The sequence below is a fragment of the Sporosarcina trichiuri genome (assembly GCF_030406775.1).
Classification (GTDB): Bacteria; Bacillota; Bacilli; order Bacillales_A; family Planococcaceae; genus Sporosarcina; species Sporosarcina trichiuri.
In genome coordinates this window covers 1,052,401-1,077,855 of the sequence record NZ_CP129119.1, presented here as the reverse complement: position 1 = coordinate 1,077,855, position 25,455 = coordinate 1,052,401, and the positions used below count along the sequence as shown (strand labels likewise).

General features: G+C 52.5%; 34 protein-coding genes. 23 read left to right on the top strand and 11 right to left on the bottom strand.

Annotated elements, in window-relative coordinates; genetic code table 11:
* Nucleotides 1-105: 105 nt before the first annotated feature.
* Together QWT68_RS05750 and QWT68_RS05745 are read left to right on the top strand one after the other, a co-directional pair.
* On the top strand, nucleotides 106-804 hold the full coding sequence (locus QWT68_RS05750; protein ID WP_290150142.1) for a tRNA (adenine(22)-N(1))-methyltransferase: 699 nt from the start codon (nucleotides 106-108) through the stop codon (nucleotides 802-804).
* Nucleotides 801-1,610: a Nif3-like dinuclear metal center hexameric protein gene (locus tag QWT68_RS05745; protein ID WP_290150139.1), complete on the top strand. Its 810-nt coding sequence runs from the start codon at nucleotides 801-803 to the stop codon at nucleotides 1,608-1,610. Before QWT68_RS05750 ends, QWT68_RS05745 begins: the two co-directional genes overlap by 4 nt.
* An 81-nt stretch (nucleotides 1,611-1,691) precedes the next feature.
* Here the strand turns inward: QWT68_RS05745 and QWT68_RS05740 are convergent, their stop codons facing one another.
* On the bottom strand, nucleotides 1,692-2,663 hold the full coding sequence (locus QWT68_RS05740; RefSeq protein ID WP_040286628.1) for a 4-hydroxy-3-methylbut-2-enyl diphosphate reductase: 972 nt from the start codon (nucleotides 2,661-2,663) through the stop codon (nucleotides 1,692-1,694).
* A gap of 66 nt (nucleotides 2,664-2,729) precedes the next feature.
* A complete protein-coding gene (gene vrrA / locus QWT68_RS05735; protein WP_290150136.1) occupies nucleotides 2,730-3,212 on the bottom strand; it encodes a VrrA/YqfQ family protein in 483 nt (160 codons plus the stop codon).
* Nucleotides 3,213-3,322: 110 nt separating this feature from the next.
* Here vrrA and QWT68_RS05730 point away from each other — a divergent pair, with 110 nt between their 5' ends.
* Nucleotides 3,323-4,618, top strand: a complete 1,296-nt coding sequence (locus QWT68_RS05730; protein ID WP_290150134.1) for a DEAD/DEAH box helicase — start codon at nucleotides 3,323-3,325, stop codon at nucleotides 4,616-4,618.
* Nucleotides 4,615-5,532, top strand: a complete 918-nt coding sequence (locus QWT68_RS05725; protein ID WP_179860770.1) for a deoxyribonuclease IV — start codon at nucleotides 4,615-4,617, stop codon at nucleotides 5,530-5,532. The genes QWT68_RS05730 and QWT68_RS05725 overlap by 4 nt, the downstream gene beginning before the upstream one ends.
* A gap of 48 nt (nucleotides 5,533-5,580) precedes the next feature.
* Here the strand turns inward: QWT68_RS05725 and QWT68_RS05720 are convergent, their stop codons facing one another.
* A complete protein-coding gene (locus QWT68_RS05720; RefSeq protein ID WP_040286626.1) occupies nucleotides 5,581-5,829 on the bottom strand; it encodes a hypothetical protein in 249 nt (82 codons plus the stop codon).
* 99 nt (nucleotides 5,830-5,928) lie between these two features.
* On the opposite strand from QWT68_RS05720, the gene QWT68_RS05715 reads away from it, so the two are divergent.
* From QWT68_RS05715 to QWT68_RS05705, 3 genes are read left to right on the top strand one after another with little or no spacing between them, the layout of a single operon-like run.
* Nucleotides 5,929-6,702 (top strand): metal ABC transporter ATP-binding protein, encoded by a 774-nt coding sequence (locus QWT68_RS05715; protein ID WP_040286625.1) that lies wholly within the window; start codon nucleotides 5,929-5,931, stop codon nucleotides 6,700-6,702.
* A complete protein-coding gene (locus QWT68_RS05710; protein WP_040286624.1) occupies nucleotides 6,695-7,558 on the top strand; it encodes a metal ABC transporter permease in 864 nt (287 codons plus the stop codon). Before QWT68_RS05715 ends, QWT68_RS05710 begins: the two co-directional genes overlap by 8 nt.
* Nucleotides 7,555-7,965, top strand: a complete 411-nt coding sequence (locus QWT68_RS05705; RefSeq protein WP_040286623.1) for a Fur family transcriptional regulator — start codon at nucleotides 7,555-7,557, stop codon at nucleotides 7,963-7,965. Before QWT68_RS05710 ends, QWT68_RS05705 begins: the two co-directional genes overlap by 4 nt.
* 60 nt (nucleotides 7,966-8,025) lie before the next feature.
* Here the strand turns inward: QWT68_RS05705 and QWT68_RS05700 are convergent, their stop codons facing one another.
* The 4 genes from QWT68_RS05700 to QWT68_RS05685 all read right to left on the bottom strand — a co-directional run bounded on the left by QWT68_RS05700 (nucleotide 8,026) and on the right by QWT68_RS05685 (nucleotide 10,717).
* Nucleotides 8,026-8,610: a 5' nucleotidase, NT5C type gene (locus tag QWT68_RS05700; RefSeq protein ID WP_040286622.1), complete on the bottom strand. Its 585-nt coding sequence runs from the start codon at nucleotides 8,608-8,610 to the stop codon at nucleotides 8,026-8,028.
* Complete coding sequence (gene ispG / locus QWT68_RS05695) at nucleotides 8,607-9,731, bottom strand: flavodoxin-dependent (E)-4-hydroxy-3-methylbut-2-enyl-diphosphate synthase (RefSeq protein ID WP_290150129.1); 1,125 nt, start codon at nucleotides 9,729-9,731, stop codon at nucleotides 8,607-8,609. Before ispG ends, QWT68_RS05700 begins: the two co-directional genes overlap by 4 nt.
* Nucleotides 9,732-9,813: 82 nt before the next feature.
* Nucleotides 9,814-10,149 (bottom strand): hypothetical protein, encoded by a 336-nt coding sequence (locus QWT68_RS05690; RefSeq protein ID WP_040286620.1) that lies wholly within the window; start codon nucleotides 10,147-10,149, stop codon nucleotides 9,814-9,816.
* 52 nt (nucleotides 10,150-10,201) lie between these two features.
* Nucleotides 10,202-10,717 (bottom strand): DUF1189 family protein, encoded by a 516-nt coding sequence (locus QWT68_RS05685; protein WP_290150125.1) that lies wholly within the window; start codon nucleotides 10,715-10,717, stop codon nucleotides 10,202-10,204.
* A 196-nt stretch (nucleotides 10,718-10,913) separates the two neighbouring features.
* Here QWT68_RS05685 and QWT68_RS05680 point away from each other — a divergent pair, with 196 nt between their 5' ends.
* The 4 genes from QWT68_RS05680 (at nucleotide 10,914) to QWT68_RS05665 (ending at nucleotide 16,042) form a co-directional block, all read left to right on the top strand.
* Entirely contained in the window at nucleotides 10,914-12,545 is a 1,632-nt protein-coding gene (locus tag QWT68_RS05680) for a Na/Pi cotransporter family protein (protein WP_290150124.1), read from the top strand.
* A 22-nt stretch (nucleotides 12,546-12,567) separates the two neighbouring features.
* Complete coding sequence (locus QWT68_RS05675; protein ID WP_290150123.1) at nucleotides 12,568-13,050, top strand: DUF456 domain-containing protein; 483 nt, start codon at nucleotides 12,568-12,570, stop codon at nucleotides 13,048-13,050.
* A gap of 82 nt (nucleotides 13,051-13,132) precedes the next feature.
* Nucleotides 13,133-13,741, top strand: a complete 609-nt coding sequence (sodA, locus tag QWT68_RS05670; RefSeq protein WP_040286616.1) for a superoxide dismutase SodA — start codon at nucleotides 13,133-13,135, stop codon at nucleotides 13,739-13,741.
* A 171-nt stretch (nucleotides 13,742-13,912) separates the two neighbouring features.
* The gene (locus QWT68_RS05665) at nucleotides 13,913-16,042 is read left to right on the top strand and encodes a peptidoglycan D,D-transpeptidase FtsI family protein (RefSeq protein ID WP_082023385.1); all 2,130 of its coding nucleotides are present in this window, start codon (nucleotides 13,913-13,915) and stop codon (nucleotides 16,040-16,042) included.
* Between the two features lie 43 nt (nucleotides 16,043-16,085).
* On the opposite strand, the gene QWT68_RS05660 is transcribed toward QWT68_RS05665, so the two are convergent.
* Both QWT68_RS05660 and QWT68_RS05655 read right to left on the bottom strand, forming a co-directional pair.
* The gene (locus tag QWT68_RS05660) at nucleotides 16,086-16,583 is read right to left on the bottom strand and encodes an MltG/YceG/YrrL family protein (protein WP_052461778.1); all 498 of its coding nucleotides are present in this window, start codon (nucleotides 16,581-16,583) and stop codon (nucleotides 16,086-16,088) included.
* On the bottom strand, nucleotides 16,580-16,939 hold the full coding sequence (locus QWT68_RS05655; protein ID WP_040286614.1) for a hypothetical protein: 360 nt from the start codon (nucleotides 16,937-16,939) through the stop codon (nucleotides 16,580-16,582). Before QWT68_RS05655 ends, QWT68_RS05660 begins: the two co-directional genes overlap by 4 nt.
* Before the next feature lie 166 nt (nucleotides 16,940-17,105).
* On the opposite strand from QWT68_RS05655, the gene rpmG reads away from it, so the two are divergent.
* The 4 genes from rpmG (at nucleotide 17,106) to QWT68_RS05635 (ending at nucleotide 20,120) form a co-directional block, all read left to right on the top strand.
* Entirely contained in the window at nucleotides 17,106-17,255 is a 150-nt protein-coding gene (rpmG, locus tag QWT68_RS05650) for a 50S ribosomal protein L33 (RefSeq protein ID WP_082023335.1), read from the top strand.
* 66 nt (nucleotides 17,256-17,321) lie between these two features.
* Nucleotides 17,322-17,894, top strand: a complete 573-nt coding sequence (locus QWT68_RS05645) for a 5-formyltetrahydrofolate cyclo-ligase (protein WP_040286613.1) — start codon at nucleotides 17,322-17,324, stop codon at nucleotides 17,892-17,894.
* Complete coding sequence (locus QWT68_RS05640; RefSeq protein ID WP_040286612.1) at nucleotides 17,876-18,082, top strand: YqgQ family protein; 207 nt, start codon at nucleotides 17,876-17,878, stop codon at nucleotides 18,080-18,082. Before QWT68_RS05645 ends, QWT68_RS05640 begins: the two co-directional genes overlap by 19 nt.
* Nucleotides 18,083-18,218: 136 nt before the next feature.
* Nucleotides 18,219-20,120 carry an LTA synthase family protein gene (locus QWT68_RS05635; RefSeq protein ID WP_290150114.1) on the top strand — a complete coding sequence of 634 codons (1,902 nt, stop codon included), beginning with the start codon at nucleotides 18,219-18,221 and terminating at the stop codon, nucleotides 20,118-20,120.
* A 112-nt stretch (nucleotides 20,121-20,232) separates the two neighbouring features.
* Here the strand turns inward: QWT68_RS05635 and QWT68_RS05630 are convergent, their stop codons facing one another.
* Nucleotides 20,233-20,412 (bottom strand): DUF2759 domain-containing protein, encoded by a 180-nt coding sequence (locus QWT68_RS05630; protein WP_025784750.1) that lies wholly within the window; start codon nucleotides 20,410-20,412, stop codon nucleotides 20,233-20,235.
* 160 nt (nucleotides 20,413-20,572) lie between these two features.
* Between QWT68_RS05630 and QWT68_RS05625 the strand changes: the two genes are divergently transcribed.
* On the top strand, nucleotides 20,573-21,208 hold the full coding sequence (locus tag QWT68_RS05625) for an MBL fold metallo-hydrolase (protein ID WP_290150109.1): 636 nt from the start codon (nucleotides 20,573-20,575) through the stop codon (nucleotides 21,206-21,208).
* A 28-nt stretch (nucleotides 21,209-21,236) separates the two neighbouring features.
* On the opposite strand, the gene QWT68_RS05620 is transcribed toward QWT68_RS05625, so the two are convergent.
* Entirely contained in the window at nucleotides 21,237-21,479 is a 243-nt protein-coding gene (locus QWT68_RS05620; RefSeq protein WP_040286609.1) for a DUF2626 domain-containing protein, read from the bottom strand.
* Between the two features lie 263 nt (nucleotides 21,480-21,742).
* On the opposite strand from QWT68_RS05620, the gene comGA reads away from it, so the two are divergent.
* The 7 genes from comGA to QWT68_RS05585 are packed head-to-tail and all read left to right on the top strand — an operon-like array spanning nucleotide 21,743 to nucleotide 25,455.
* Nucleotides 21,743-22,744 carry a competence type IV pilus ATPase ComGA gene (comGA, locus tag QWT68_RS05615; RefSeq protein WP_290150107.1) on the top strand — a complete coding sequence of 334 codons (1,002 nt, stop codon included), beginning with the start codon at nucleotides 21,743-21,745 and terminating at the stop codon, nucleotides 22,742-22,744.
* The gene (gene comGB, locus QWT68_RS05610; protein ID WP_290150105.1) at nucleotides 22,707-23,792 is read left to right on the top strand and encodes a competence type IV pilus assembly protein ComGB; all 1,086 of its coding nucleotides are present in this window, start codon (nucleotides 22,707-22,709) and stop codon (nucleotides 23,790-23,792) included. The genes comGA and comGB overlap by 38 nt, the downstream gene beginning before the upstream one ends.
* A 12-nt stretch (nucleotides 23,793-23,804) precedes the next feature.
* Nucleotides 23,805-24,131: a competence type IV pilus major pilin ComGC gene (gene comGC / locus QWT68_RS05605; protein ID WP_040286606.1), complete on the top strand. Its 327-nt coding sequence runs from the start codon at nucleotides 23,805-23,807 to the stop codon at nucleotides 24,129-24,131.
* A complete protein-coding gene (gene comGD / locus QWT68_RS05600) occupies nucleotides 24,132-24,569 on the top strand; it encodes a competence type IV pilus minor pilin ComGD (RefSeq protein WP_040286605.1) in 438 nt (145 codons plus the stop codon).
* Complete coding sequence (locus QWT68_RS05595) at nucleotides 24,562-24,858, top strand: hypothetical protein (protein ID WP_290150100.1); 297 nt, start codon at nucleotides 24,562-24,564, stop codon at nucleotides 24,856-24,858. Before comGD ends, QWT68_RS05595 begins: the two co-directional genes overlap by 8 nt.
* Nucleotides 24,855-25,298 carry a competence type IV pilus minor pilin ComGF gene (gene comGF, locus QWT68_RS05590; protein ID WP_290150097.1) on the top strand — a complete coding sequence of 148 codons (444 nt, stop codon included), beginning with the start codon at nucleotides 24,855-24,857 and terminating at the stop codon, nucleotides 25,296-25,298. Before QWT68_RS05595 ends, comGF begins: the two co-directional genes overlap by 4 nt.
* A complete protein-coding gene (locus QWT68_RS05585; protein ID WP_179860769.1) occupies nucleotides 25,279-25,455 on the top strand; it encodes a hypothetical protein in 177 nt (58 codons plus the stop codon). The genes comGF and QWT68_RS05585 overlap by 20 nt, the downstream gene beginning before the upstream one ends.

Here is a 25,455-nt window from a genome sequence, read left to right as displayed (position 1 = left end):
GGTCGCTTTTTTGTGCGGTACTGCGTGCAACCGCTGTCCATTTCCGATATGATGGGGAGTAGGAATCAGCGTCATGTGCAGATGACGAAAGGTGGAACACTATTTATGAATGCAAAAAGATTATCCGAACGGCTGGCGTGTGTCGCATCGTTTGTTAAGCCGGGGTCGGTGCTGGCCGACATTGGCAGCGACCATGCGTACCTGCCCTGCTGGCTCATACAGAACAGCCGGATCGATAAAGCGGTCGCCGGTGAAGTCGTGCGGGGGCCGTACGAATCGGCAAAACGGAACGTCGCAAAAGAAGGTCTGGGTGACCGGATCACCGTCCGTCTTGCAGACGGTCTCCAGGCGATCATGCCGGAAGACGGAGTGGATACAGTAACGATTGCAGGGATGGGTGGAACACTGATCGCTTCCATTCTGGAGGCGGGAGCCGGCCGGCTGGCGGACGTGAACCGGCTGATCCTGCAGCCGAACGTCCATGCCAAGGCGATCCGGGAATGGGGCGCTGCGAACGGTTGGCGGCTTATCGGCGAAGCGATCCTGAAAGAGGACCGCAAGCTGTATGAAGTGCTTGCCATGGAACGCGGACATGCAGCATACTCGCCGGAAGAAATGTTCATGGGTCCGTTCCTCATGAACGAACGGACAGAGCCGTTCCTCGAGAAATGGCAGGGGGAAGCAGCAGAAATCTCCCGCGTCCTGGATCGGCTCTCTTCGTCCGCACAAAGTCCGGAAGCTTCGGAAAAGCACCGGCAGCTGAGTGAAACAAAAGAATTGATCGAAAGGGTGCTGACAGATTGAAGAAGGTCAACGGTCATGAAATCATACAATTGTTCGAGTCATGGTCACCTAGAAGGCTTGCGATGGAAGGCGATCCCGTCGGTTTGCACATCGGCCGGCTGAACCGAAGGGTGGAAAAAGTGCTTGTGACACTGGACGTGAATGAGCAGGTTGTCGAAGAGGCGATCGGCAGGGGGGCGGCTTTGATACTCGCGCACCATCCGCCCCTATTCCGGCCGGCTAAGCATATCTGGACAGACACACCGCAAGGCCGGATGATCGAGCTGTGCCTGAAGAATGATATCTCGGTCTATGCCGCCCATACGAACCTTGATATCGCAATCGGCGGCGTGAATGACCTGCTTGCACAGAAACTGGGACTCGCCGATCTGGAAATCCTGCAGAAGACGGAAGAGGGGACGGGCGAAGCAATGGGCCTCGGCCGAGTAGGGAAGCTGCCGGACAACATGACATTGAGGGAGTTTGCCGAGCATGTGAAGGAATGCCTGGATGTTCCGATGGTCCGCGTCGTAGGAGACACGGAGCGGACTGTGCGGAAAGTCGGCGTTCTCGGAGGAGATGGGAACAAGTATATCCATGCGGCGAAACGGGCAGGTTCTGACGTGCTCGTGACCGGAGATATGTATTACCATACAGCACAGGACGCTGAAGCCATCGATCTGTGCATCGTCGATCCCGGCCATAACGTCGAGAAAGTGATGATCCGCGGCGTTGCGGAAAAAATGACACGCCTCTGCGAAGCTGAAACGTACGATGTTGAATTCCTCGAGTCCCAAATCCGCACAGAACCCTTCACCTTCATCTGAGCGAATGCCGGCAGAAGACAAAGGAAAAGGCTGTTACTGACCGTCAGCGGACTGACGGGCCGGCAACAGCCTTTTTGGAGTTTAAACGTACGGTTCGATCCGTGTGACAGGCGTCGGTTTCTTGATTTTCGGAAGAAGACGGCTGAGTTCGAATTTCCGTTCCGCACTGTGCGTCGATGGGTCTTCAGGGTTGTACTTCGTGAGGAATTCAATAACTTCCCGGACAATCAGTGTCGGCGTGGAAGCACCTGCAGTCACAGCTACACGCTCGACGCCTTCGAGCCATTCCAGCTGGATTTCGGAAACGTCAGAGATCCTGTAGGAAGGGGTTCCGGCGATCTCGACCGACACTTGTGTCAGACGGTTTGAGTTGTTGCTTTTCGGATCCCCGACAACGATGAGCAGCTCGGCCTCGCCCGCCTGCTCTGCGACAGCTTCCTGCCGTACCTGGGTCGCCATGCAGATTTCCTTGTGCACTTCGATCTGGGGAAACTTCTCTTTCAGCAGCTCCATCATGTGGGCGACATCCCACTGGCTCATGGTCGTCTGGTTCGTGACCAGCAGCTTATCATTGTGCAGATCGAGGTTTTCGATGTCTGCCGTATTTTCAACTAAATGCACTTTCCCCGGAGCGACACCGAGGGCGCCTTCAGGTTCCGGGTGATGCGATTTGCCGATATAGATGATTTCATATCCGTCGGCTGTCTTCTCGCGGATCAGGTCATGTGTGACAGTGACATCCGGGCACGTCGCATCAATTGAAACAAGGCCCTTCTTTCTTGCCAGCTCCCGTACTTCGGGGGAGACGCCATGCGCGGTAAAAATGACTGTTCCTTTTTCCACCTGGCTCAGAATATCCAGCCGGTTGTTCCCTTCAAGTGTAATGATGCCGTCCTCTTCGAATGCATCGGTCACGTGCTTGTTATGGACAATCATGCCTAATATATAAATCGGTCTCGGCAGCGATTCGTCGAGTGCCGCATTCCTCGCGATAACCATTGCATCGACGACCCCGTAGCAGTAGCCCCTCGGGGAAATCTTCAATACTTCCATTTACGTTCACTCCTCTAAAGGGATCTACAGTCCATTATAGCGGAGTTGAGGGAAAGGTTCAAAGTCTTAGATCGGTGGCTGGAACACTTTCGGAACAGAAGGCCGCGGTCCGGCTGCAGCTGCCGTCCGGTTCACCGATGAGGCAGCACTTGCGGCACTTGCTGCAGCGCCCGTATCAGGCAGGGACTGGAACCCGCGATACAGCTTCCACATCGCCGGGATGTTCTGGATCATCGGTGCAAACTGCTGGACGATCGGGGCATACTGCTGGACTGTCGTGATGAGACGGTTGGCGGTCTCCATATACATCTCCGGTTTTGAAGATCCGCGGGCCTGCGGAGCATTTCCGGGCTGCTGGGGCGCTCCTCCCATCAGATGGTTCATGCTGAAAGGGGAAAACCCCTGAAATGCATTCTGCTGATCCGGCTGTCCTGGCTGGGACTGAGACGTATATGGCTGGTGCTGCTGGATAGACTGCTGATAAGGCTGCGGACTTGCCTGTGCGTAGCGCTGCTGGTTCGCAAATGGATAAAACGACTGATATCTCATAACAGACTCCTTTCTGAAGCATACTGGCTTTATACGGTATCCTATGCGAAAAAACGAACAGACGTCACCATTTCATGCTACAATGAACGAATGATAGGAGGACATCGAACATGTCTAGATACACTGATTACCAATTCAAGCCATTCCTTCGCGACGCGATCGAATCACTCGGATTCACAAGTCCCACTCCCATACAGAAAGAGATGATCCCGCTGATCCTGAAAGGGACGAGCGCAATCGGACAGGCACATACAGGAACAGGGAAGTCGCATAGTTTCCTGATTCCGATTGCAGAGCGCATCATTCCAAATGAAGACCAGCTGCAGGCAGTGATCACCGCACCTACACGGGAACTTGCAATCCAGCTGTCCGACGAATTGAAGAAGCTTACGGAAAACTCCGGAATCCGCTCCCTTCTCCTGATCGGCGGGACGGATAAGAAACGATCCGCGGACAAGCTGAAATCCAATCCGCACATCGTGATCGGAACGCCGGGACGGATCCGGGATATGGCCGAGACGGGATCCCTCGCAATCCATACAGCCAGCATCCTGGTGATCGATGAGGCCGACCTCGCATTCGACATGGGGTTCATCGAAGATATCGATCAATTCGCTTCCAGAATGCCGAATGATCTGGAAATGTACGTCTTTTCTGCGACCATTCCTGAAAAACTGAAACCTTTCCTCGGGAAATACATGGATTCACCGATGCACGTCCAGCTCGATGCGAAAAAGCCGCTGACGGAAGGGATGCATTATTCACTCGTGCCCGTACGGGGGATGGACCGGAGGAAGAAACTTGTCCAGGTACTTGAAAGCATCAACCCATACCTTGCGATCATCTTCACCAATACGAAACAGAATGCGGACGAACTGGCATCCTACCTTTCGGGCCAGGGCATTAAGACCGGGAAACTGCACGGTGACCTGAATGCCCGGGAAAGAACACGGATGATGAAGCAGATCCGTGACCTGGAGTACCAATTCATCGTGGCGACCGATCTCGCAGCACGCGGAATCGACATCCCCGGGGTCAGCCATGTCATCAATTATGAGCTCCCCGAAGACCTTGAATTCTACATTCACCGTGTCGGCAGGACGGCACGTGCGGGCTTAGAAGGGATTGCCATCACACTCTACGACCCATCCGAAGACGATGCGATCGTCAAAATCGAGAAACTCGGCGTGCCGTTCGTCCATGAAGATGTGAAGAACGGTGAATGGGTGCAGCTGAAAGAACGCCATTCCAGGAAGAACCGCCCGAAAGAGCAGGATGAAATCGATAAGAAAGCCGCCGCGATGATCAAAAAACCAACAAAAGTGAAACCCGGCTATAAAAAGAAACGCGCTCAGGAAGTGGAACGGTTCAAAAAACGGCAAAGGAGACTGACGAAGAAAAAATGACAGAACAGCCAATTTTAATCGGATCGCATGTATCCATGAGTGGGAAAGAGATGCTGCTCGGTTCAAGCAAGGATGCAGCCGCTTTCGGATCCTCCACATTCATGATCTATACAGGAGCACCTCAGAATACGCGCCGGAAAGCCATCGATGAACTGAACATCGACGCAGGCCGTGCACATATGGAAGCGAACGGACTGTCCTCGATGGTCGTCCATGCCCCGTATATCATCAATATTGCAAACACCGTGAAACCGGAGACATTCCGGTTAGGTGTCGATTTCCTGCAGTCCGAGATCGAACGGACCGCAGCGCTCGGCGCGGATCAGATCGTTCTCCATCCAGGTGCCCATGTAGGGGAAGGGACGGACAAGGGGATCGCCAAGATCATCGAAGGGCTGGATGAGGTCCTATCGTCGGATTCAACTGTCAGGATTGCACTTGAAACGATGGCCGGCAAAGGAACGGAATGCGGCCGCAGTTTTGCAGAACTTGCCCGCATCATCGATGGCGTGAAAAATAACGAGCGCCTTTCAGTCTGCTTCGATACGTGCCACGTGCATGACGCGGGGTACGATATCGTCAATGACTTCGAAGGTGTGCTGGAAGAATTCGATCACTTCATCGGGCGGGACCGCATTTCTGTCATCCATGTGAATGACAGCAAAAATGTGCGCGGGGCGGGGAAGGACCGCCATGAGAATATCGGTTTTGGCCACATCGGATTCGAACCGCTCCATTACATCGTCCATCATCCTTCTTTCAAATCGGTTCCGAAGATCCTGGAAACGCCGTTCATCGGAGTGGATAAGAAGAATAAGACAGCGCCTTATAAAGAAGAGATCAGCATGCTGAGAAGCGGTGAGTTCACGACTGCGCACAGGGATGCTCTTCTCGGTGAAGCATCAGACGTATGAATTTCATCAGAACAGGAGGCCCATCCCGGCTGAGGGAGGGCCTCCTGTTCACTTTTTCATGTTCAGATAGTTTTCAAGGATCTGATGGGTGCGCTGTTCCCCGATGACATTAGACACTTTCGATACGAATGTCTCCGGGACGCCCGTCAGGATCCAATGCATCGATATTTCATCCAGCAGCGGCCGGAGCTGACGGATTTCTTCTACGGAGAAATCCAGTCCATAACTCCGGGACAGCTTGAACATGTCTTCATCCGACCGTTTCTTCATCTCCAGCAATAACTTTGTATAATCCAATATGCCACCCAACTTTCTTTTTATTTGTCAGCGAACGGCCAATCGTATATAATCAGACGAGTAATCGTAACCGTTACTATTTAATAGAAGGATGATGGTATGCCAGAGAGTTTAGTGAAACTGACAGATGTCTCGTTCAGTTATGGCAGTTCGACTGTCTTGAAAGATATTACATTCTCCGTGGAGCCGGGAGAATTCTGGGCGCTGATCGGCCCGAACGGTTCAGGGAAATCCACGCTCATCAAACTGCTGCTCGGCCTTATGAAGCCAGGAAGCGGTACGATCGAGCTGTTCGGCCGGCCTGCAGGCTCCGCCGATCGCAAAGAGCGGATCGGCTATGTGTCGCAAAAGGCCAACTCGTTCAACAGCGGGTTTCCGGCAACGGTGCTCGAAGTGGTGAGGAGCGGTCTGACCAAGAAAAGAGGGCTCTTCAAACGGTTTACAAAAGAGGATACTGAGGCGGCAATCACTGCATTGCAGCAAGTCGGGATGGCGGATTTCGCCGCCCGCAATATCCGAGAACTCTCCGGCGGCCAGCAGCAGCGGGTATTCATCGCCCGCGCTCTCGCTGCACAGCCGGCACTTCTGATCATGGATGAGCCGACAGTCGGAATCGACCAGCAAAACTCGGCTTCTTTCTATACTATGCTGGAGCGGCTGAATCGTGACTCGGGAATCGCGATAATTTTGGTTTCCCATGAAATCGATCTGGTCACGGACTTGGCGTCACACGTCGCCTGCCTGAACCGGACGATGCATTTCCACGGCGGACGCCGGGATTTCGCAAAGCTCGGGGATCGTGACCTGTCGACGTGGTACGGCCATCCTGTTCGTCTCCTGCATCAGAAAGGGGGCATGGGAACCGATGATTGACGCATTGGCAACCTATGGATTTCTTCAAAATGCTTTTTTGTCAGGGATCATCATCGGAATCATCGCACCGATGCTCGGTTTATTCATTGTCGTCCGGCGCCTGGCGCTGATCGCAGATGCTCTGAGCCATGTGTCTTTAGCGGGGATTGCGGGAAGTTTGTATTTAAGCCAGCAAGTCGCCTTGTTTGCCGGACTCAATCCTGTCTATCTGGGAATGACGGCAGCGGTGGGGGGATCATTGCTCATCGAGAGGCTCCGGAGGGCGTATCGGAATTTCGAAGAGCTGGCGATTCCGATCATCCTCTCGGCGGGTATCGGCTTCGGGGCGATTTTCATTTCGCTTGCGAAAGGATTCGGCGCTGATCTGGTCGGGTATCTGTTCGGTTCCGTCTCTGCGGTGAGCCGGCAGGATCTGGCGGTCGTCACCATCTTGGCGCTTGTGGTGTTCGTGTTCATCTATCTGTTCTATAAGGAACTGTTCACCCTTTCGTTCGATGCCGATTATTCCAAAGCGTCCGGTATCAAGGGCCGCTGGATCCAGATGCTCTTCATGGTACTGACGGCTCTCGTCATTGGGGCGTCCATGAGGATCGTCGGGATCCTGCTCGTATCCTCCCTGATGACCCTGCCGGTCGCGTCTGCCATCCAGGTCGCGAAAAGTTTCAAGTCCGCTATGCTGCTGTCCGTGCTCTTCGGAGAAGTCTCCGTCGTCGCCGGATTGGTGTCTGCCTACTACTTGGATATCGCTCCGGGCGGCGCTATCGTCGTGACAGCCATCGTAATCCTGCTGGCAGTGCTATTGGGGAAACGCCTGCTCGGCATGCGTATGCCGAAAGTGGAGGAGGAAGTGCTTTGAATGTAGAGAGAGCGTGGGTCGTCCTGAAAGAACACTCGTTCAAGAGGACGAAGAACAGGGAAGCGATCTTGGAGTATTTGGCACATCAGGACGGTTACACACCTGCGATGCATGTATGTGATTTCCTGAAGAAAGATAACCCGGGTCTCAGTTTCGATACGGTCTATAGGAACCTCGCCACCTTCTCGGAGCTCGGGATCTTGGAAGAGACCGAGCTGAATGGAGAGCGGCAGTTCCGCATGCACTGTGATCCCGGTGTCCACCATCATCATTTCATCTGCACAGTGTGCGGAACGACCCGGCATATTCCGGCCTGCCCGATGGACCTTCTCGCCGTGGACCTGCCGGGTGTGGAGATTGAAGGTCACAAGTTCGAGATCTATGGGAAATGCTCCTCTTGCAAATAGCCCGTATAAAAAACTGCCCGATGCCGGATCATCATTCCGGCATCGGGCAGTTTTTATGTTTCAATTGACGTTCGCTGCGAAAAAGTGCTGTCTGATCCATTGATCCGCTTCATCCCATGTGTGCACCCGGATGACCCCTTTCGGAACCGGAAGGCGGTTGTAGGGTGTGTCGAAGAGAATGACCGGAATACCGAGTTCTTCATGGAGATCAACCGCATTGTCATGCTTGTCTTCAAAGAAGACGTCGATGCCGAATTTGCGGGCAGTTTCGATCTTCCTGTGACTGCCGATCAGTTCGATATGATCATAAGGAATCTGTTCCCGGCGGAACCATTCCGCCGTCGCATCTGTGACCTCTGCGCCGCGGGCGGAAATATAGAAGAGTTCCGCCTCATGCATGCGCCAGTCTTCCAGGATCCGTTTGGCATTCTCCTGGACAGAGGAAGCCAGGCAGATTTCCGCTTCGGTTTCTTTGTACCAGTTATGGAACTCCACCGGATCGACGTCGAAAGCGGCAGTGAGATCATACTCTTTGATATCATCCAGGACAAGATTGCAGCCGAACTTCTTATTGATATGCGGCAGGAGGGAGGACGGCGTCGTTACGGTTCCGTCTATGTCGATCCCAAAGCGGCAGCGGCTCAATTTGCAGCGCCGCTCTCCGCCAGTTTCTCTTCCTGACGTTTCTTCTCGAAGTATTCCTCTGCAAGCTTGTCGATTTCGACTTTAAGCTCTTCCACCATCGTTTCCTCAGGCACTTTGCGGACTGTCTTGCCGTGCATGAACAGCAGACCTTCTCCGCGTGCTCCCGCGATTCCGATATCTGCTTCACGCGCTTCTCCCGGTCCGTTGACGGCACAGCCGAGCACCGCGACTTTGATCGGTGCCTTTATAGTGGAAATATATTCTTCCACTTCGTTGGCGATCGAAATCAGATCGATCTCGATACGGCCGCAAGTCGGGCAGGAAATGAGGGTGGCTGCGTTGGATGACAGACCGAACACTTTCAGCAGTTCACGTGCAACCTTAACTTCCTGGACAGGATCGGCACTGAGCGATACACGCATCGTGTTGCCGATACCGGCAGAAAGAAGGGCGCCGAGACCGGCAGCACTCTTGATGGAACCGGAGAACAATGTGCCGGATTCCGTAATGCCGAGGTGGAGTGGGTAATCGAAAGCGGCCGCCGCTTTCTTGTAAGCTTCGATCGCCAGGTTGACGTCGGATGCTTTCAGTGAAACGATAATATCATGGAAATCGAGATCTTCGAGGATCTTGATGTGATGCAAGGCACTTTCCACCATGCCGTCAGCAGTCGGGTAGCCGTATTTCTCAAGGATCTTCTTTTCAAGCGAGCCTGCATTGACGCCGATACGGATCGGGATGCCTTTCGCTTTGGCCGCGTTGACAACAGCTTCCACTTTCGATTGTTTCCCGATGTTGCCCGGGTTGATCCGGATTTTATCCGCACCTTGCTCGATCGCGATCAGGGCAAGCTTATAGTTGAAATGGATATCCACGACGAGGGGGATATTGATGCGCTCTTTGATGGCTCCGATGGAATAGGCAGCACGCTCATCCGGACAGGCGACGCGGACGACCTGGACACCGGCTTCTTCAAGCCGTTTGATTTCTGCGACAGTCGCTTCCACGTCATGGGTTTTCGTGGTCGTCATACTCTGGATGATCAGCTCATTGCTGCCTCCGATCGTAAGATTCCCGACTTTAACCGGACGTGTTTTGGATCGATGTATCATTTCAGTCATTAATCTCTCTCCTTACTTCGCAATACTACTGTACATTTTATCAACCATTCGGGCTAAAAGACAAGGAACTGCCCTCAGTACGTTACTGTTTTGTGCAAGATGTGACGATTTCATCACCGAGCGGCAGCTTGACCTGCTCGCCACCGGCAGGATCCTGTTTCTGCAGATGGGGGTTCAGCTGATAGAAGGCAGTCAGGCGATCCATGAACGGCACCGCCGGATCAGGGTAGAGTGCAAACAGTGTCTCGATCGTGTCGCCTTCAGCAGCAGTGACAACAATGGAGGGGGGCTTGTCCACTTCCGGACAGCCGGCTTCTTCGGATGCAAACGCAGCGAGCTGGATTGTACCTTCCGTCAAGTCGCTTTTCAGCATATAGATGATGGCAAACAATGCAATGGCAGATAACAGAAGTCTCATTCGGCCGCCTCCTTTGCGTACTATATGCAGGAAGGTGCGGCAGGTATGCCGGTCATTTCACGGATGGGACCGGTTTTTTCGGATAATACGACACAGCCCTTCCGATATAGAGGAGGTGGACCGCTCCGGTGACCAGGAAATTCACAGTGCCCGCGACATGGAAACTGTCCAGCAGCAATGACAGCAGTATCGGGGCAGTTATGGATACAGCGGCAGTCCGCCACGTATGCCGGTACTCCCCGCGCCGCTTCATCACATACAGCAGCCCTTTGCCGAGCCAGCCGAAAAAGCTGACACGGAGGAACAGGTAGAATGTGCTGACGGCTAGCTGAAGGACGAAAGCGATCGGATACAGAAGGGCCCCGACTGTTTCTGCGTACTCTATCAAGTCATCCGACGCGCCGAACAGGTCGATGTCCCCCACAAGAAAACGGACGAACGATACGGCCGTCGACAGGAAGACGAACAGGAAGACGTATTGGAACACTTTTCCGATCGGAAGCAGCCGGAACGCTGCAAGTTTTTTCGGCTCATACAGGGAAGCCGTGAACAGCTGATGGATTTTCAAGATGATGGCTCCTTTCGATGCTACTAGTCAGTTTATCATCCGCGCAGAACTTTTGGACAGGAAATGACGGGAATCTGCAATTTGCGGCTGCCAATGTTAAAGGATTGTAAAGATTGCCGGATGTCTATTTACAACAACCTCATAAGACGCCAATAATAGAACCGTATACATATTGATATTGGGGGTTTCACATTGCATGGATATTAACTGGCAGCAAGTGGCGTTTCAATTTCTCGGGGGATTGGGGATTTTCCTGTTCGCCATCAAATACATGGGCGACGGTCTCCAGAAAGTGGCGGGGGACAGGCTGCGCTCGATCCTGGACCGGTTCACCACGAACCCTTTCATGGGCGTCCTGGTCGGGATCATCGTGACTGTACTCATCCAGTCGAGTTCAGGGACGACTGTCATCACGGTCGGACTTGTCAGTGCCGGCTTCATGAAACTCCGCCAGGCGATCGGAGTCATCATGGGGGCGAATATAGGTACGACTGTGACGGCATTCATCATCGGCCTGGATGTCGGTGCCTATGCACTGCCGATCATGGCAGTCGGTGCATTCCTCATTTTCTTCATCCAGAAACTGACCGTCAAGCATGTCGGGGAAGTGATCTTCGGGTTCGGCGGTCTGTTCCTCGGACTTGAACTCATGAGCACAGGGATGTCCCCGCTGCGGACGCTTGACGCCTTTTCCTCCCTGACCGTCTCGATGTCTGAGCATCCGATGCTCGGCGTGGTTGCGGGTACTGTGTTCACGTTGATCGTCCAAAGTTCGAGTGCAACGGTGGGGATCCTCCAGGGGCTCTATGCTGAACATCTCATCGATTTGAAGGCGGCGCTCCCTGTCCTGTTCGGCGACAACATCGGGACGACGATCACCGCGATCCTCGCATCGATCGGTGCATCCGTCGCAGCGCGGCGCGCGGCAGCGACCCATGTGCTCTTCAACGTCGTCGGGGCAGTCATCTTCATGCTTCTGCTTATACCGTTCACCGCCTACGTCGAATGGATCACGAGCGCCCTTGCAATCGAGGATAAGATGCAGATCGCATTCGCTCACGGATCTTTCAACGTCGTGAATACAATCATCCAGTTCCCGTTCATCGGTGCCTGGGCGTACTTTGTCACGAAACTGATACCAGGGGAAGATGTTACGATTGAATACAAACCGAAGCACCTCGATCCCCACTTCATCCACCAGTCGCCATCTGTTGCGATCGGACAGGCGAAGGAGGAGATCATCCGCATGGGCTCGTTTGCTGTTCAGGGATTAGGGGAGACATTCAATTACTTGAAAACAAGCAAGAAGAACCATGCAGAAACGGCTTATCAGATTGAAGACGCCATCAACAATCTGGATCGGAAAATCACCGATTATCTCGTGGAGATCTCGGCTGTCAACATCTCTCCCGTTGAATCGGTCCGGCACGTCATACTGATGGATTCCGTCCGGGATATCGAACGGATCGGCGACCACTTCGAAAATATCATCGAGCTGATCGATTTCCGGGAAGTAAACAAAGTGAAGCTTTCCGAAGATGCAATGGAGGAGCTGTCCGAGATGTTTGAACTGACAGTCGGCACGGTCCAGAAGGCGGTGGATGCACTCGACACGAATGATCTGGATATCGCACGGGCAGTTGCGAAACAGGAAGAACTGATCGACAAGATGGAACGCAAATGCCGGAAGAGCCATATCATCCGGCTCAACGAAGGCGCCTGCTCCGCACAGGCCGGCATCGTGTTCGTCGATATTGTCTCCAACCTGGAGCGGATCGGCGACCACGCCGTGAATATCGCAGAAGCTGTGCTCGGTAAGAGGGCGTAACTGACGGAAGGGAGGGCACGATATGGAATGGATTGCGTGGATTGCAGCAGCCGTATGTTTCGCTGTCGCATTTCTCGGACTCATCTACCCGGTGATTCCATCAGTGGTATTTGTCATCGGCGGCTTTCTGATCTATGGGCTGCTTGATTCGTTCGCTTCGATGGGATGGCTGTTCTGGAGTATCCAGGTGCTCTTCACGATTCTTCTGTTCGGCGCTGATACGGTTGCCAACTTGTTCGGCATCAAACGGTTCGGCGGATCGGCTGCAGGCGGCTGGGGAAGCACGTTCGGCCTCCTTGCCGGCCCCTTTGTCATACCGGTGGCGGGCATCCTGATCGGCCCGTTCCTCGGTGCTGTGCTCGCTGAGCTGCTGTTCACACGGGCAGGGTTCAGGCAGGCGTTCCGTTCGGGCATCGGGTCACTGGTCGGTTTCCTGACATCGGTTGCAGTCAAAGCTGCTGTAATGGCCGTCATGATAGGTGTATTCATACTATTCATTACTTGAAGACAAGATAATTGAATGCCCATAGGAAGTTTGTTACGCTTACAGGGCAGGAAAGAATTCAATCATTCGAGGAGGAATAGTAATGGCTTACAAATTACCCGAATTGCCTTATGCATATGATGCATTGGAGCCGCACATCGACAAAGAAACGATGGAGATCCACCACACGAAGCATCATAATACGTATGTAACGAATGTGAACAGTGCATTGGAAGGTCACGATGACCTTGCTTCAAAATCAGTTGAAGAGCTGATCTCAGACCTGAATGCGGTTCCTGAGGACATCCGTACAGCAGTCCGCAACAACGGCGGAGGTCATGCAAACCACTCCTTGTTCTGGAAGCTCCTTTCCCCAAATGGCGGAGGCGCTCCGAAGGGCGAGCTGGCAGAAGCAATCGATAAGAAATTCGGCAGCTTCGACAAGTTCAAAGAAGAATTCGCAAACGCAGCAAAAACACGCTTCGGATCAGGCTGGGCGTGGCTCGTATTGGACAACGGTGAACTTTCGATCGTTTCCACTCCGAACCAGGACAGCCCGCTGATGGAAGGCAAAACACCGCTTCTCGGGCTGGACGTCTGGGAGCACGCGTACTACTTGAACTATCAAAACCGCCGTCCTGACTACATCTCTGCATTCTGGAATGTTGTCAACTGGGACGAAGTAGAAAAACTGTACGCAGAAAATAAGTAAGACTGCATGCAACTCAGCACACATCTTGTTCGTCAAGATGTGTGCTTTTTCATTGGATAATGCTATAATTCTCATGATGTGCACTTTGCCGAAGGAGGGAAAAGCGTGAAGAAAAATCAGCGTAAAGCCGACCAGGCGAAAGTCCGACAGCGTAAGCTGACTTCCTTCCGGATGAACTTCCTGTTCTTTTCAATTTTCGTATTGTTTTCATTGCTGATTTTCCGATTGGGATACTTGCAGATTGTCAAAGGAGAAGACTATAAAAAGTTATTGGAACGGACAGAGGAAATCGCTGTGAATACGAGTGTGCCGCGGGGGCGGATCTTTGACCGGAGCGGGCATCTGCTTGTGGACAATGAGCCGCGCAACGCGATTACATACACAAAAGCAACTTCCACCACTTCAGCGGAAATGCTGGAGATCGCCCGGAAACTTTCGAAGCTGATCGAAAAACCGACGAATCGCATTACTCTCGGAGATAAGAAGGATTTCTGGATCCTCCTGCACCCTGAGGAAGCGGCCGCGAAAGTGACCAAGAAGGAACAGCTGGCAATCCAGAACAATGATAAATTGACCAAAAAAGAAGGCCAGCGCAAGATCACTGAATTGACGAGGGAACGGATCACCGACGAGGATGTGGATTCGTTCACCGACAATGAGCTTGAAGTTCTTGCAATCTACCGCGAAATGATGTCAGGCTATGCGTATACTCCTCAAATCGTGAAGAGTGAAGACGTGACGGACCGTGAGTTCGCACTGGTATCCGAGCATTTAGCATCACTGCCCGGCGTCAATACAACAACGGACTGGGAGCGCATCAAATTGTCCGACAGTGCGATCCTCGGTACGACAACGAGTCCGCTGGAAGGGATTCCCCGGTCAGACCTCGATTACTTCCTGGCGCGCGGCTACTCCCGCAATGACCGGGTAGGGAAGAGTTATATTGAACGGTATTACGAGGATCTGCTGAAAGGTCAGAAAACTGTCGTCAAGAACATCAAGGACCGTACCGGAAAAGTGGTTGAAACGAAGACCGTCCGGGAAGGTGAACCGGGGAAAGACCTGATGCTGACGCTCGATACGGAGCTTCAGGCGCATCTCGAAAAGATCGTCGAGGATAATCTGATGAAAGCCAAACGGCTGCCCGGTTCCCGATTCCTGGACAGGGCGTTCCTCGTCATGATGGACCCGAACAACGGTGAAGTCCTGTCGATGGTCGGCAAGAAGGTCGTGACGGATAAGGAAACCGGCAAGCAGAGCGTGCAGGACTACACGTTCGGCACGTTTAGCACGTCGTATGAGGTCGGTTCCACAGCGAAGCTTGCAACACTGCTGACAGGATACAAATACGGAGCTGCCCGCATCGGCGAAGTGAAAATCGACGAACCGATCTATTTCAAGGGCAGCCGGCCTAAATCCTCGCTTTTCAACCAGAGCTCCCGGATCCCGGTTGATGATGTCGAAGCAATCGGCCGATCTTCCAACGTTTACATGTTCAAGATTGCGATGAATATCGCCAACTATAATTATGTCCGCGGAAGCGGCCTGAAGATCGACTTCGATGCATTCAATAAGATGAGGGAAGGCTATGCATCTTTCGGACTCGGCACCAAGACAGGCATCGATCTTCCCGGCGAGGTGACAGGATCATCGCCGGAACCGAACCGGGCGGAACCCGGAAAACTGCTCGACTTGGCGATCGGTCAGTATGATACGTATACCCCGCTCCAGATGGCGCAGTACGTATCGACTGTTGCGAATGGCGGATACCGGATTGCGCCGCGTATCCTGAAGTCGGTGTACGAACCGTCGAAAGACGGAAAAGAATTCGGTGCACTGCTGAAGGAGATGGAGCCTGTCGTCCTGAATAAGATTGATAACACACCGGAAGAGATCGCCCGTGTGAAAAAAGGGATGAAGTATACGTACTACGGGCCCCGCGGTACAGCCAGGGATCTCTTCAAAGGGGAAGCGTTCGACGCTGCCGGGAAAACCGGTACCGCGCAATCGGGCTATTACGAAGGCGAGGACCGATCGCTCTGGGGAACGCAGACCGTTTCCGTTGCACACGTCGGATTCGCGCCGTTCGATAATCCCGAAATCGCCTATGCGGTCATTGTGCCTCATGTGTCGACCTCCACAACACCGCCGCATCCGAACAACGATATCGTCCAGGCGGCAGTGAAGGAATACTTCGAGTTGAAGAAAAAACGGGCGGAGAGTGATATCTTCTCCACAGAAACGCCGGAGATCCAGCCGCCGTACGATGCAGCAGCCGATAAAAAGGCACCGCAGCAATAAGACAGCAAAAAGCTGCAGGGGAATTAGTCCCCTGCAGCTTTTTTCATTGTCTGACGGTTGTCAGCTCTTTTGCCAATTGAGCAAAATCCATCGATGAGTCGACCTCATGGCGGCCGATCTGAATCTTCCCGGACAGCCCTTCCTTGTTCAGATACCCTTCGAACTCCGAGGCGCTTTTGACGATGCCTGCCGTCTCCAGTGCATCCGAGGCGTCTTTCGACGTGTCGCCAGGCGACAGGGATATTATCATCTTTGTGACAGTCTCTTTCTCGGGTGTCTGCTCCTTGGCCGCTTCGGTCAGAGGGGCTTTGCCGGAAGAAGTGTTCGGAGAAGCAGACTGCTTCTTCTCCGCCTGTGTCGCTTTCTGTGCATCCGCAAGTGTTTCTTTCACTGAAGACAGATTCCGCTTCAGTTCGCTGTTTTCAGCTGTGAGCCGTTTGACAGACGCTTGATCATCAACAGGGTCGCCTGCGGTAAAGAACAAGACGGCGCCGGCAGTCAGACAGATGACTCCCGCCAGCTGCATCAGCTGCCGCATCATACTCGCACACCCTTCGACTGCAGGACTGCCACTACCTGTGAGGGAGGAAGGGACGAGCGCTGTGCGATCTCCTCTACGGAGAAGCCCTGGTTATGTAATACAGTGATCTGGCTGACGATGATCGAATGCACTGGTTTTTCCTGCGCTGATGATGCGGAAAGACGGGAGGATGGCGCGCTCTCCATCATCAGCTCCTCTTCCAGTGCTTTAATCCGTTTCTTCAGCTGGCTTGTCTCCTGATGGAGGCTGATGGAGATCTGCTCGATTTCATCTGACTTCGTCTGACGCGCATTCAGCAGAAGGGAAATCAGAAGAGCAGCTGCCCCAATTGCCATGAGGGTTATCGGAAGTGACAAAGTACCCCTCCTTGAAAGTATCATTTTCCTCTATCCTACCATAATCAGATCGTTTAAGGAATTCACTTTTAGGCTGGACAAAATCTCTGAGTATGATACAATAGAACAGTCGTATAAATCATGCTCATAAAAATTCAATTATCGCTGATGAGTGGGAGGGACAACCATGCGCGTAAATATTACACTTGCTTGCACTGAATGTGGTGAGCGTAACTATATCACAAAGAAAAACAAGCGTAACAACCCGGAACGTATTGAAATGAAAAAATATTGCTCACGCGAAATGAAGCAGACGCTTCACCGCGAAACAAAATAATTGCTCATGCCAAAACCTTTTACCGGTTTTGGTTTTTTCTTTTAATAAGAAGGGAAGAGGGGTACTATGGAGAAGTCTGAAATTCGCAAAAAAGTGCTGTCACTTCTGGAAGATCTGCCCGATGAGCACTATCGCAAGATGAGCGAGGAAGTCAGCGGCCGGTTCTTCGGAACGTCAGAGTATGCAGAAGCCGAAACTGTTGCCTTGACGGTTTCACGCGGAAGGGAAATTTGCACCCGACCGATCATCGAAGCGTGCTGGCAGGCGGGGAAGCGGGTGGCTGTACCGAAATGCAGACCTGCAGACAGAACGATGCAGTTCCGGTTCATCACCTCATTCTCCCAGCTGGAAACCGTTTATTTGGATCTTCAGGAACCGATCGAAGAACAGACAGAGAGTGCAGTGGCTGACGACATCGACCTGATTGTCGTGCCTGGCGTCGCCTACTCATCTGACGGCTATCGGATCGGCTATGGCGGCGGCTATTATGACCGCTTCCTTGAGGGATATGAAGGGAATGCTCTTTCACTCGCGTTCGAGTTGCAGATTGGCCCCTCGCTGCCAGTCGAACCGTTCGATATCCCGGTCGGCAAAATCATCACGGAAGAGCGTGTGATCGTATGCAGCAGAGCGGAATAACCGAGTTCTGGGACGTCGTTCGACTCTTAAGGCGTTTCGGCGCATATATCTATACAGGTGACCGGAAAGCCGATATTCTGCTGATGCAGTCCGAGCTGAAGGATCTGCATGCGGACGCTCTGATCATGAAAGAAGACTATCTTGCTGCCTCCCTTCTTCTCCGGAGAGAACTGGCAAACTGTGAATAGGCTGCCGGAGAGTGAATGCAGGGGGCTTCCTGCCTGACCGCTTCCCCATGGTTCGGTGCAGTCTGAAACTTTTTCACATACTCGAACGTTAGTATAAAGACCGTGCATCCCGATATGGTGGAAAGGAAGAGATAGAATGGGCAAAATTCACTGGCCGAAACACTCAGTGCTCGGAATCGCAGTCATTGCAACCTGGCTGACGACATACTTCGGCTATCTGACAAGCTTCAACATGAGCATCGATAACATGGTGCAGCAGCTGATTCTCTTCATGAATCCGTTGAGTTTCCTGCTGTTGATATACGGGGCAGGCTTGTTCATCAAGACAGCGAAACGCCGTAACCAATACATCATTTTTGTAAGCGTCATCACCTCGGTGATTATGTTTGCCAACGCGGTTTTTTATCGATTCTTCAGTGATTTTATAACGTTACCGCTATTGTTCCAAACAAATAACTTCGGCGATCTGTCTTCATCCGTCATGGCGAACATCCATGGGGCGGATGTCTTCTTCTTTACAGACGTGATCATCATCGCACTGGCGGTGAAGTTCATTCCCCAGCCGGCAGAGTCGGCCGTGCAGTTCAAGATGGGACGGCGTCTGTATTTCATCGCCGCAGCGGCTCTGTTCATGGTGAATCTCGGTCTGGCTGAAGCGGAGCGTCCGCAGCTGCTGACCCGAAGTTTCGACCGTGAGCTCCTCGTGAAGAATATCGGCACGTACAATTACCATATCTATGATCTGATTGTGCAGTCTAAATCACATGCCCAGCGGGTGCTGGCGGATGGCAGCGAGCTGTCTGAAGTCGAGAACTATGTGCAGGCCAGCCGAAAGGAACCGAGCAAGGAAATGTTCGGCGCGGCGAAGGGGAAGAATGTCATCATCATTTCCCTGGAATCCTTGCAGAATTTCGTCATCAATAAAGAAATGGACGGCCATGTCATCACGCCGTTCCTCAATTCCCTGACCGAAGATCCGGACACGTATTACTTCGATAATTTCTATCATCAGACAGGTCTCGGAAAAACGTCAGATGCGGAATTCATCGTCGAGAATTCGATTTATCCCCGTAACGGCAGTGCCGTATTCTTTACGCACAGCGGCAATACGTATGATTCCCTGTCCGAACGACTCGGTGGGAATGGATATTTTACGAATGTCATGCATGCGAACAATCGCAGTTTCTGGAACCGCGACATCATGTACAAAGCACTGGATATTGACCGATTCTATGACGTGCAGAGCTATACGATCGGCGAGGGCCAGGCAGTCAACTGGGGTATGAAGGACATTCCATACTTTGAACAGTCCGTCGAGATGATGAAAACCATGCCGAAACCGTTTGCGTCCCGTATGATTACGCTGACGAATCACCATCCGTTCGACCTGGATGAAGAGGATATGCTCATACCGCCATATACATCGAATTCAAAAACACTTAATAAATACTTCCAATCCTCCCGCTACTTGGATGAATCCATCAAGGTGCTGTTTGATAAGCTGAAGGAAAGCGGCCTGTATGATGATTCCATTATCGTCATGTATGGGGACCACTACGGAATATCGGAAAACCATAACAAAGCGATGAGCATGTATCTGGACAAGGAACTCACGCCTTACGACAATACCGTCCTTCAAAAAGTCCCGTTCTTCATCCATATCCCGGGGAATGGGCAAGGAAAGGTCATGCATGAACTGGCCGGCCAGATGGATATCCGGCCGACCATCCTGAACTTAGCAGGGATCGACTCGAAAGACGACCTTCAGTTCGGTTCTGACCTTTTTTCAGACGAACACGAGAACTTTGTGATTTTCCGTGACGGACGCTTCGTAACGGATCAGTACGTCTATGCCCATGAAGTATGTTACGATGCGGAAACAGGCGAGCCGACGGACAATGAATTGTGTGCTCCATTCATGGAGCGGGCTGCCAAAGAACTCGATTACTCGGATGCCATCATCAACGGTGATCTGCTCCGTTTCAAAGATGGGGATGAGGAAAAGCAAAAAGATCAGCCGGAGATGACCGGCAAATAAAGAGAAAAGACCGTCGGCAGCGCAATTTGCCGATGGTCTTTTCTCTTGTCGGGCCAATGAAAAAAGCGCTTCCGGTTTTGGCCGGACAGCGCTTTTTCATTGGATTATGTGATTAGTGCAAGCTTGGCGGATACCCTTGGAAAACGATGGTGGCAATTGTGAACCCACCGAAAATAACGGCAGCCAGCAAATTGAATACGATACTGAGCAGGTTACGCTCTTTGAATCCCTGTACGGTTCCAACAACAGCTAAAATTGCGATAAGACCGAAAATAACCATTAAAAGATTCATAAAAGATGACACTCCTTTCGAAAAAGAACAGATGAATGCCTAGTTAGCAATACTCAACTTCCATTGTACTGTTTTGCAATCCATTTGTCGAGTTGTAAACGTGACGATTGTTTGAATTCCTATTCATCTTTCCGTATTCTAAGATGGAGGGGGAATTCTTGTGAAGATCAAAACTTTGCCGCTTGGCCCTGTCCAGGCGAATTGCTATCTCATCATCCATGATGATGGAACCTGCCTGATCATCGATCCGGGTGAAGAAGCTGGTAAGATCGAGCAGGCCGTTGAACAGGAAGGTGCTGTGCCGGCTGCCGTTTTGCTGACACACGCACACTTCGACCACATTGGTGCACTGGAGCCCATCCGCGCCCGCTACGGAATACCGGTGTACGTGCACGAAAGTGAAAAGGACTGGCTCCAGAATCCGGACCTGAATGGGTCTGCGAACTATCCGATGCTTGAGCCGGTTTCATGCAGGCCGGCGGACCGGTTTCTGCAGAAAGACGGCAGTCTGGCGATCGGTCCATTTGATATGGAAGTCCGCCATACGCCGGGACATTCACCGGGCAGTGTCTGTTATGTCTTCCATGACAACCGGTCAGCGATTGCAGGCGACACGCTCTTCAGGCAGGGGATCGGCCGTACGGACCTTCCGGGCGGAAATGCCCACCAGCTGCTGACGGCCATCGAGAAGCAGCTGCTGTCGCTCGATCCGGACTACCGGATTTATCCGGGGCACGGACCGAAAACGACGCCGCAGTTCGAGATGGACACCAACCCATTCCTGAACGGATTCTAAAAAAACAGCCGAAGTTCGGCTGTTTTTTTTAGTGTCCGGCTCCTGGGACATGGATGAACGTCGCATAGTACGTAAACCCGACTGTAAAGATCATCAAATACGCGCCGAACATGTACAAGTACATTCTTTCGGTAAGCTTCATGTAGCCAAGCAGCATGAAGAAGATAGTGCTCGCGACGAATAAAAGAGCGACCTGGTCCATGTGACCGACAAAAAACATAACTGCGAAAATCCCTGTCCAGAAACCACACAGCTTGAACATATTATCCATAAGTGCGTCCCTCCTTACCACAATACAATAAACTCCTCTTCATTATAAAGGATAGGCTGGTGAAAAGTAAACTCAAATCAGGGCGGAGGTGTGACAGATCCGTGAGGGATTGTTCACATGAAATTATCACACAGTTCAACTATTATACCCCTCAGTGTATGGAAAATGCGGGTTTGGCAAAAAGCATTCCAATTCATTTGCCAACCGTCTATACTGTGGGCAAGACATAAAGCGGTCTTATGTCCAAGAAAGAGGGGTGTGCATTGGAAACACAGGACAACCTGATTGAACAGAAATGTTTTCAGCTGCTGCAGCAGGCGATCGGAGCGGATGCAACGGATATCCACATGGTTCCGTCCGAACAGGATTATGACCTGTTCCACAAGAAGGGCAGCAGACTGGAACGGATCGGCAAGCTCCCCCCACAGCTGGCCATCCGGATGATTTCTTTTTACAAATATTTATCTTCCCTCGATATAAGCGATCGCCGCAAACCTCAGAGCGGCTCATTCCACAAACAATTCAGCGACCAGAACTTTTCTTTCCGTATTTCAACAATTCCATCAATCCATACAAATGAAAGTGCTGTCATCCGCATCCAGCAGCATAACAAAATCGTATCGCTCGATCAGTTGTGCCTGGATCCCGAGTGGTCAGGCCAACTGAAGAAGTCGATCAGCCAGCAGCAGGGGCTGTTCATGGTGACGGGGCCGACCGGGTCAGGCAAGACGACGACAATCTATTCCCTGACCGCCCATTGCGTCAACGAACTCGGCAGGCATGTGATCACCTTGGAGGACCCAGTCGAGAATCCCCACCGCCATCTGCTGCAGATCCAGGTGAATGAACGTGCAGGCATGTCCTATGCGGCCGGCTTGAAAGCCATCCTGCGGCATTCCCCCGATGTGATCATGATCGGCGAGATACGGGATGCCGAAACAGCGAAAGTCGCTGTCCAGGCCGCCCTGACCGGCCATCTTGTACTGACAACCGTACACGCAAAAGACGCAGCGGGCTGCCTGTACCGGATGATGGATTTCGGTGTCTCGGCAGAAGAGCTGCGCCAGACAGCGGTCTGCATTTCCGCTCAGCGGCTCATCCGAAAAAGCGATGGCAGGCTCGGGGCAGTGTTTGAGATCATCCAGGATGCGCCGCTTGAAGAACTGAAGCGATCCGTGAAGAACGAAGAACCAAGCTTGATCGCCGGGGAAGGGGGCGTGGAAGCCCTTGTCCGGAAATACAGCGCGTCCGTCTATTCGACTTAGACTGAATTCACTCAGGAAAACGGAACGGCCGCCTGCCGTCAAAGACCAGCCAGTATTCCTGCTGAGAGCTTCCGAGCTGCTTCAGGAAGGCTATACGATGCATGAGTGCTTCACCCTGCTGCTGCCGCATCATTGTGCGGACAGTCTGCAGGTCATCCGAAAAGTCGAGGAGGTTTTCCGGGAAGGTGAAAATATTTCAGAGATCCTCGAAATGCTCGGATTCCCGAACCGCATCCTGCTGTCCGTCAAATTATCCGAGAGTGACGGCAGACTTGCAGAAGCGCTGCGGGGGGCCTCCATACGGATGGAAGCGGCACAGCTGCGCCGGCAGAAGTTTGTACAGGCAGCGACCTATCCCGCTGTCCTGATCACCGCAATGGCGATGCTGCTCGTGGCATTCAAACTGTATTTCCTTCCGAATTTCGAAACGTTGGCAGATGCCCGTTCCGCTTCGTCAACCGGGCTGGAACGGTTCCTGCCGCGGCTTGTGGCTGCAGCACCTGATGCTGCCCTTGCCGGGATATGTGCATTGGCCGTCTGCCTGCTTGCTGCCGGGTTGCTTTACAGGCGGCTCAGCCCGGAGGATCGGATCCGCAAGATTACCAGACTGCCGGTCGCCGGTAAATTGTTCACAGAGCGTCTGACGAGACTGTTCGCCTCCGAAACAGGAAACCTTCTCGCTGCCGGGAATACGATCCAGGAAGCGATGATGATACTCGGCACCCAGAAACTTGATCCGCTGCTGGCGCACATCGCTGACACGGTCCGGAGCCATGCAGCAAAAGGCGAGCAGTTCCATATAGCTGTCCAGCTGACGGGCGGTCTGACGAAAGAATTATCTTTTTTCGCAAAACACGGAGCCGACAGCGGGCATCTGTCCAAGGAACTCCTCCTGTTCAGCGAGCAGCTTGGAAATACACTCGACAGGAAAGTGAACCGGGCGGTCGCCATGCTCCAGCCGGCGCTGTTCGTCTTGCTGGCAGTCTGTATGATCGCAGCCTACCTGGCGCTTCTGCTGCCTGTCTATGGAATGATAAAAACGATGTAAAGGAGATCCAGAATGAAGAAACGACTGAATGAAGATGGATTTACGCTGATTGAAATGATGATCGTCCTTCTGATCATATCTGTCCTGATCCTTGTAGCGATCCCGAATGTTACGAAGCATTCGAAATCGATCGATGAAAAAGGGTGCGATGCCTATCTGAAAATGGTAGAAGGACAAGTGCAGGCATACAAGATGGATACCAAGAAGATCCCTGCCTCCCTTGTGGAGTTGAGCGAAAACGATTACTTGCCTCCGGATGCAAAATGCCCTGACGGCTCGGGTCTGACAATAGACACGGCGGGCAAAGTGACAGTAAACCGTTCAGGCGCCGGAGGCTGAATGAAGTGGAAAAGTGAAGCCGGCATGACGTTCCTGGAACTGCTGCTCGTTCTCATGGTGGTGGGCGTGCTGACGCTTCTGATCATTCCCGTCGGCAAGGGCTGGTCATCCGGACAGACTGAACAGGACGGCATCGAGGCTTTCAAGGCAGCTGTCCACCATATGCAGTCATATTCCATGGCCCATAAGGCACGGACCTCCATGACATTCAGCGGTGACGGCAGTGTCTATACCATTGTCTATTCCGATAGACCGGAAACTCGGCCGGCAAGTTTTCCGACGTCCATCACTCTCGACGATTCCAGCTCGTTCCGTTCCATCGTGTTCCAGGCGAACGGTGACATGCAGAAGACGGGAACCCTTTACTTGAAGACAGACAGCGGCGGAAAGAAAATCAAGTTTCAGTTCCAGAGAGGGAGGATGATAATCGATGGATGAGACGGGCTACTCCTGGCCGGAAGCGATCCTCACACTGGCTGTCATGATGCTGATTTTCGGTACGCTCCTTCCGGTTTCCTTCAGGATGATGACCGGCCTGGAAAGCAAGAAGCATGAGATGTACGCAAAGGAGACGATGTACCAGGGAGCCCTCCTGCATCGTTCATACGGCCTGCAATCCGGGTACCGGAAAGAAGATGGCGTGCTGTTCAGCTGGACTGTGGAGGGGACAGCGATTTGCGTCAGCTATATGCGTGAACAGGAAACCCGGACGGTCTGCTCATCGTGAACACACGAACCGATGAATCTGGTTTCACGCTTCTCGAAAGCCTGTTCCAGCTGCTGATCGCCGCGGCTTTCCTTCATCTGATCGTGCTGTTCCTGTTATTCAAGGATACCGTCCACACCCAGCTGACCGACAGCCATGCCGTCGAGTGGGAGCTGTTCATGGTCGACCTGCAGCGGGATCTGTCTGACGTCATATCTGTACGGGTCTCTGCGGACGGGAAATCCTTCACTGTTCTGAACGCGTCCGATCAGACCGTCGACTACAGCACGGTCAATCATGTCATCCGCAGAAGGATCGGCCATGAAGGGCATGTCCCGCTCTTGACGTCCGTCCAAACAGCGGTTTTCAGTCTGGAAGATGAGTATATGGAAGTGTCTGTACTGACGTCCGGCAGCAGGGAACGGACAAGGAGGGTTGCGGTTGGTCTGGCTGAAGAATGAGCATGGCGTAACGATGCTGATGGCGCTTATTCTATTATTTTTCGTCACCCTCTTTCTTTTTACATTCGTTTCATGGCATAGTTATCTATATGAAACGTTCGACTCGCTGGGCACAATCTACGAGCAGGCAGCGAGAACAAAGATGCAGGGCGGATGA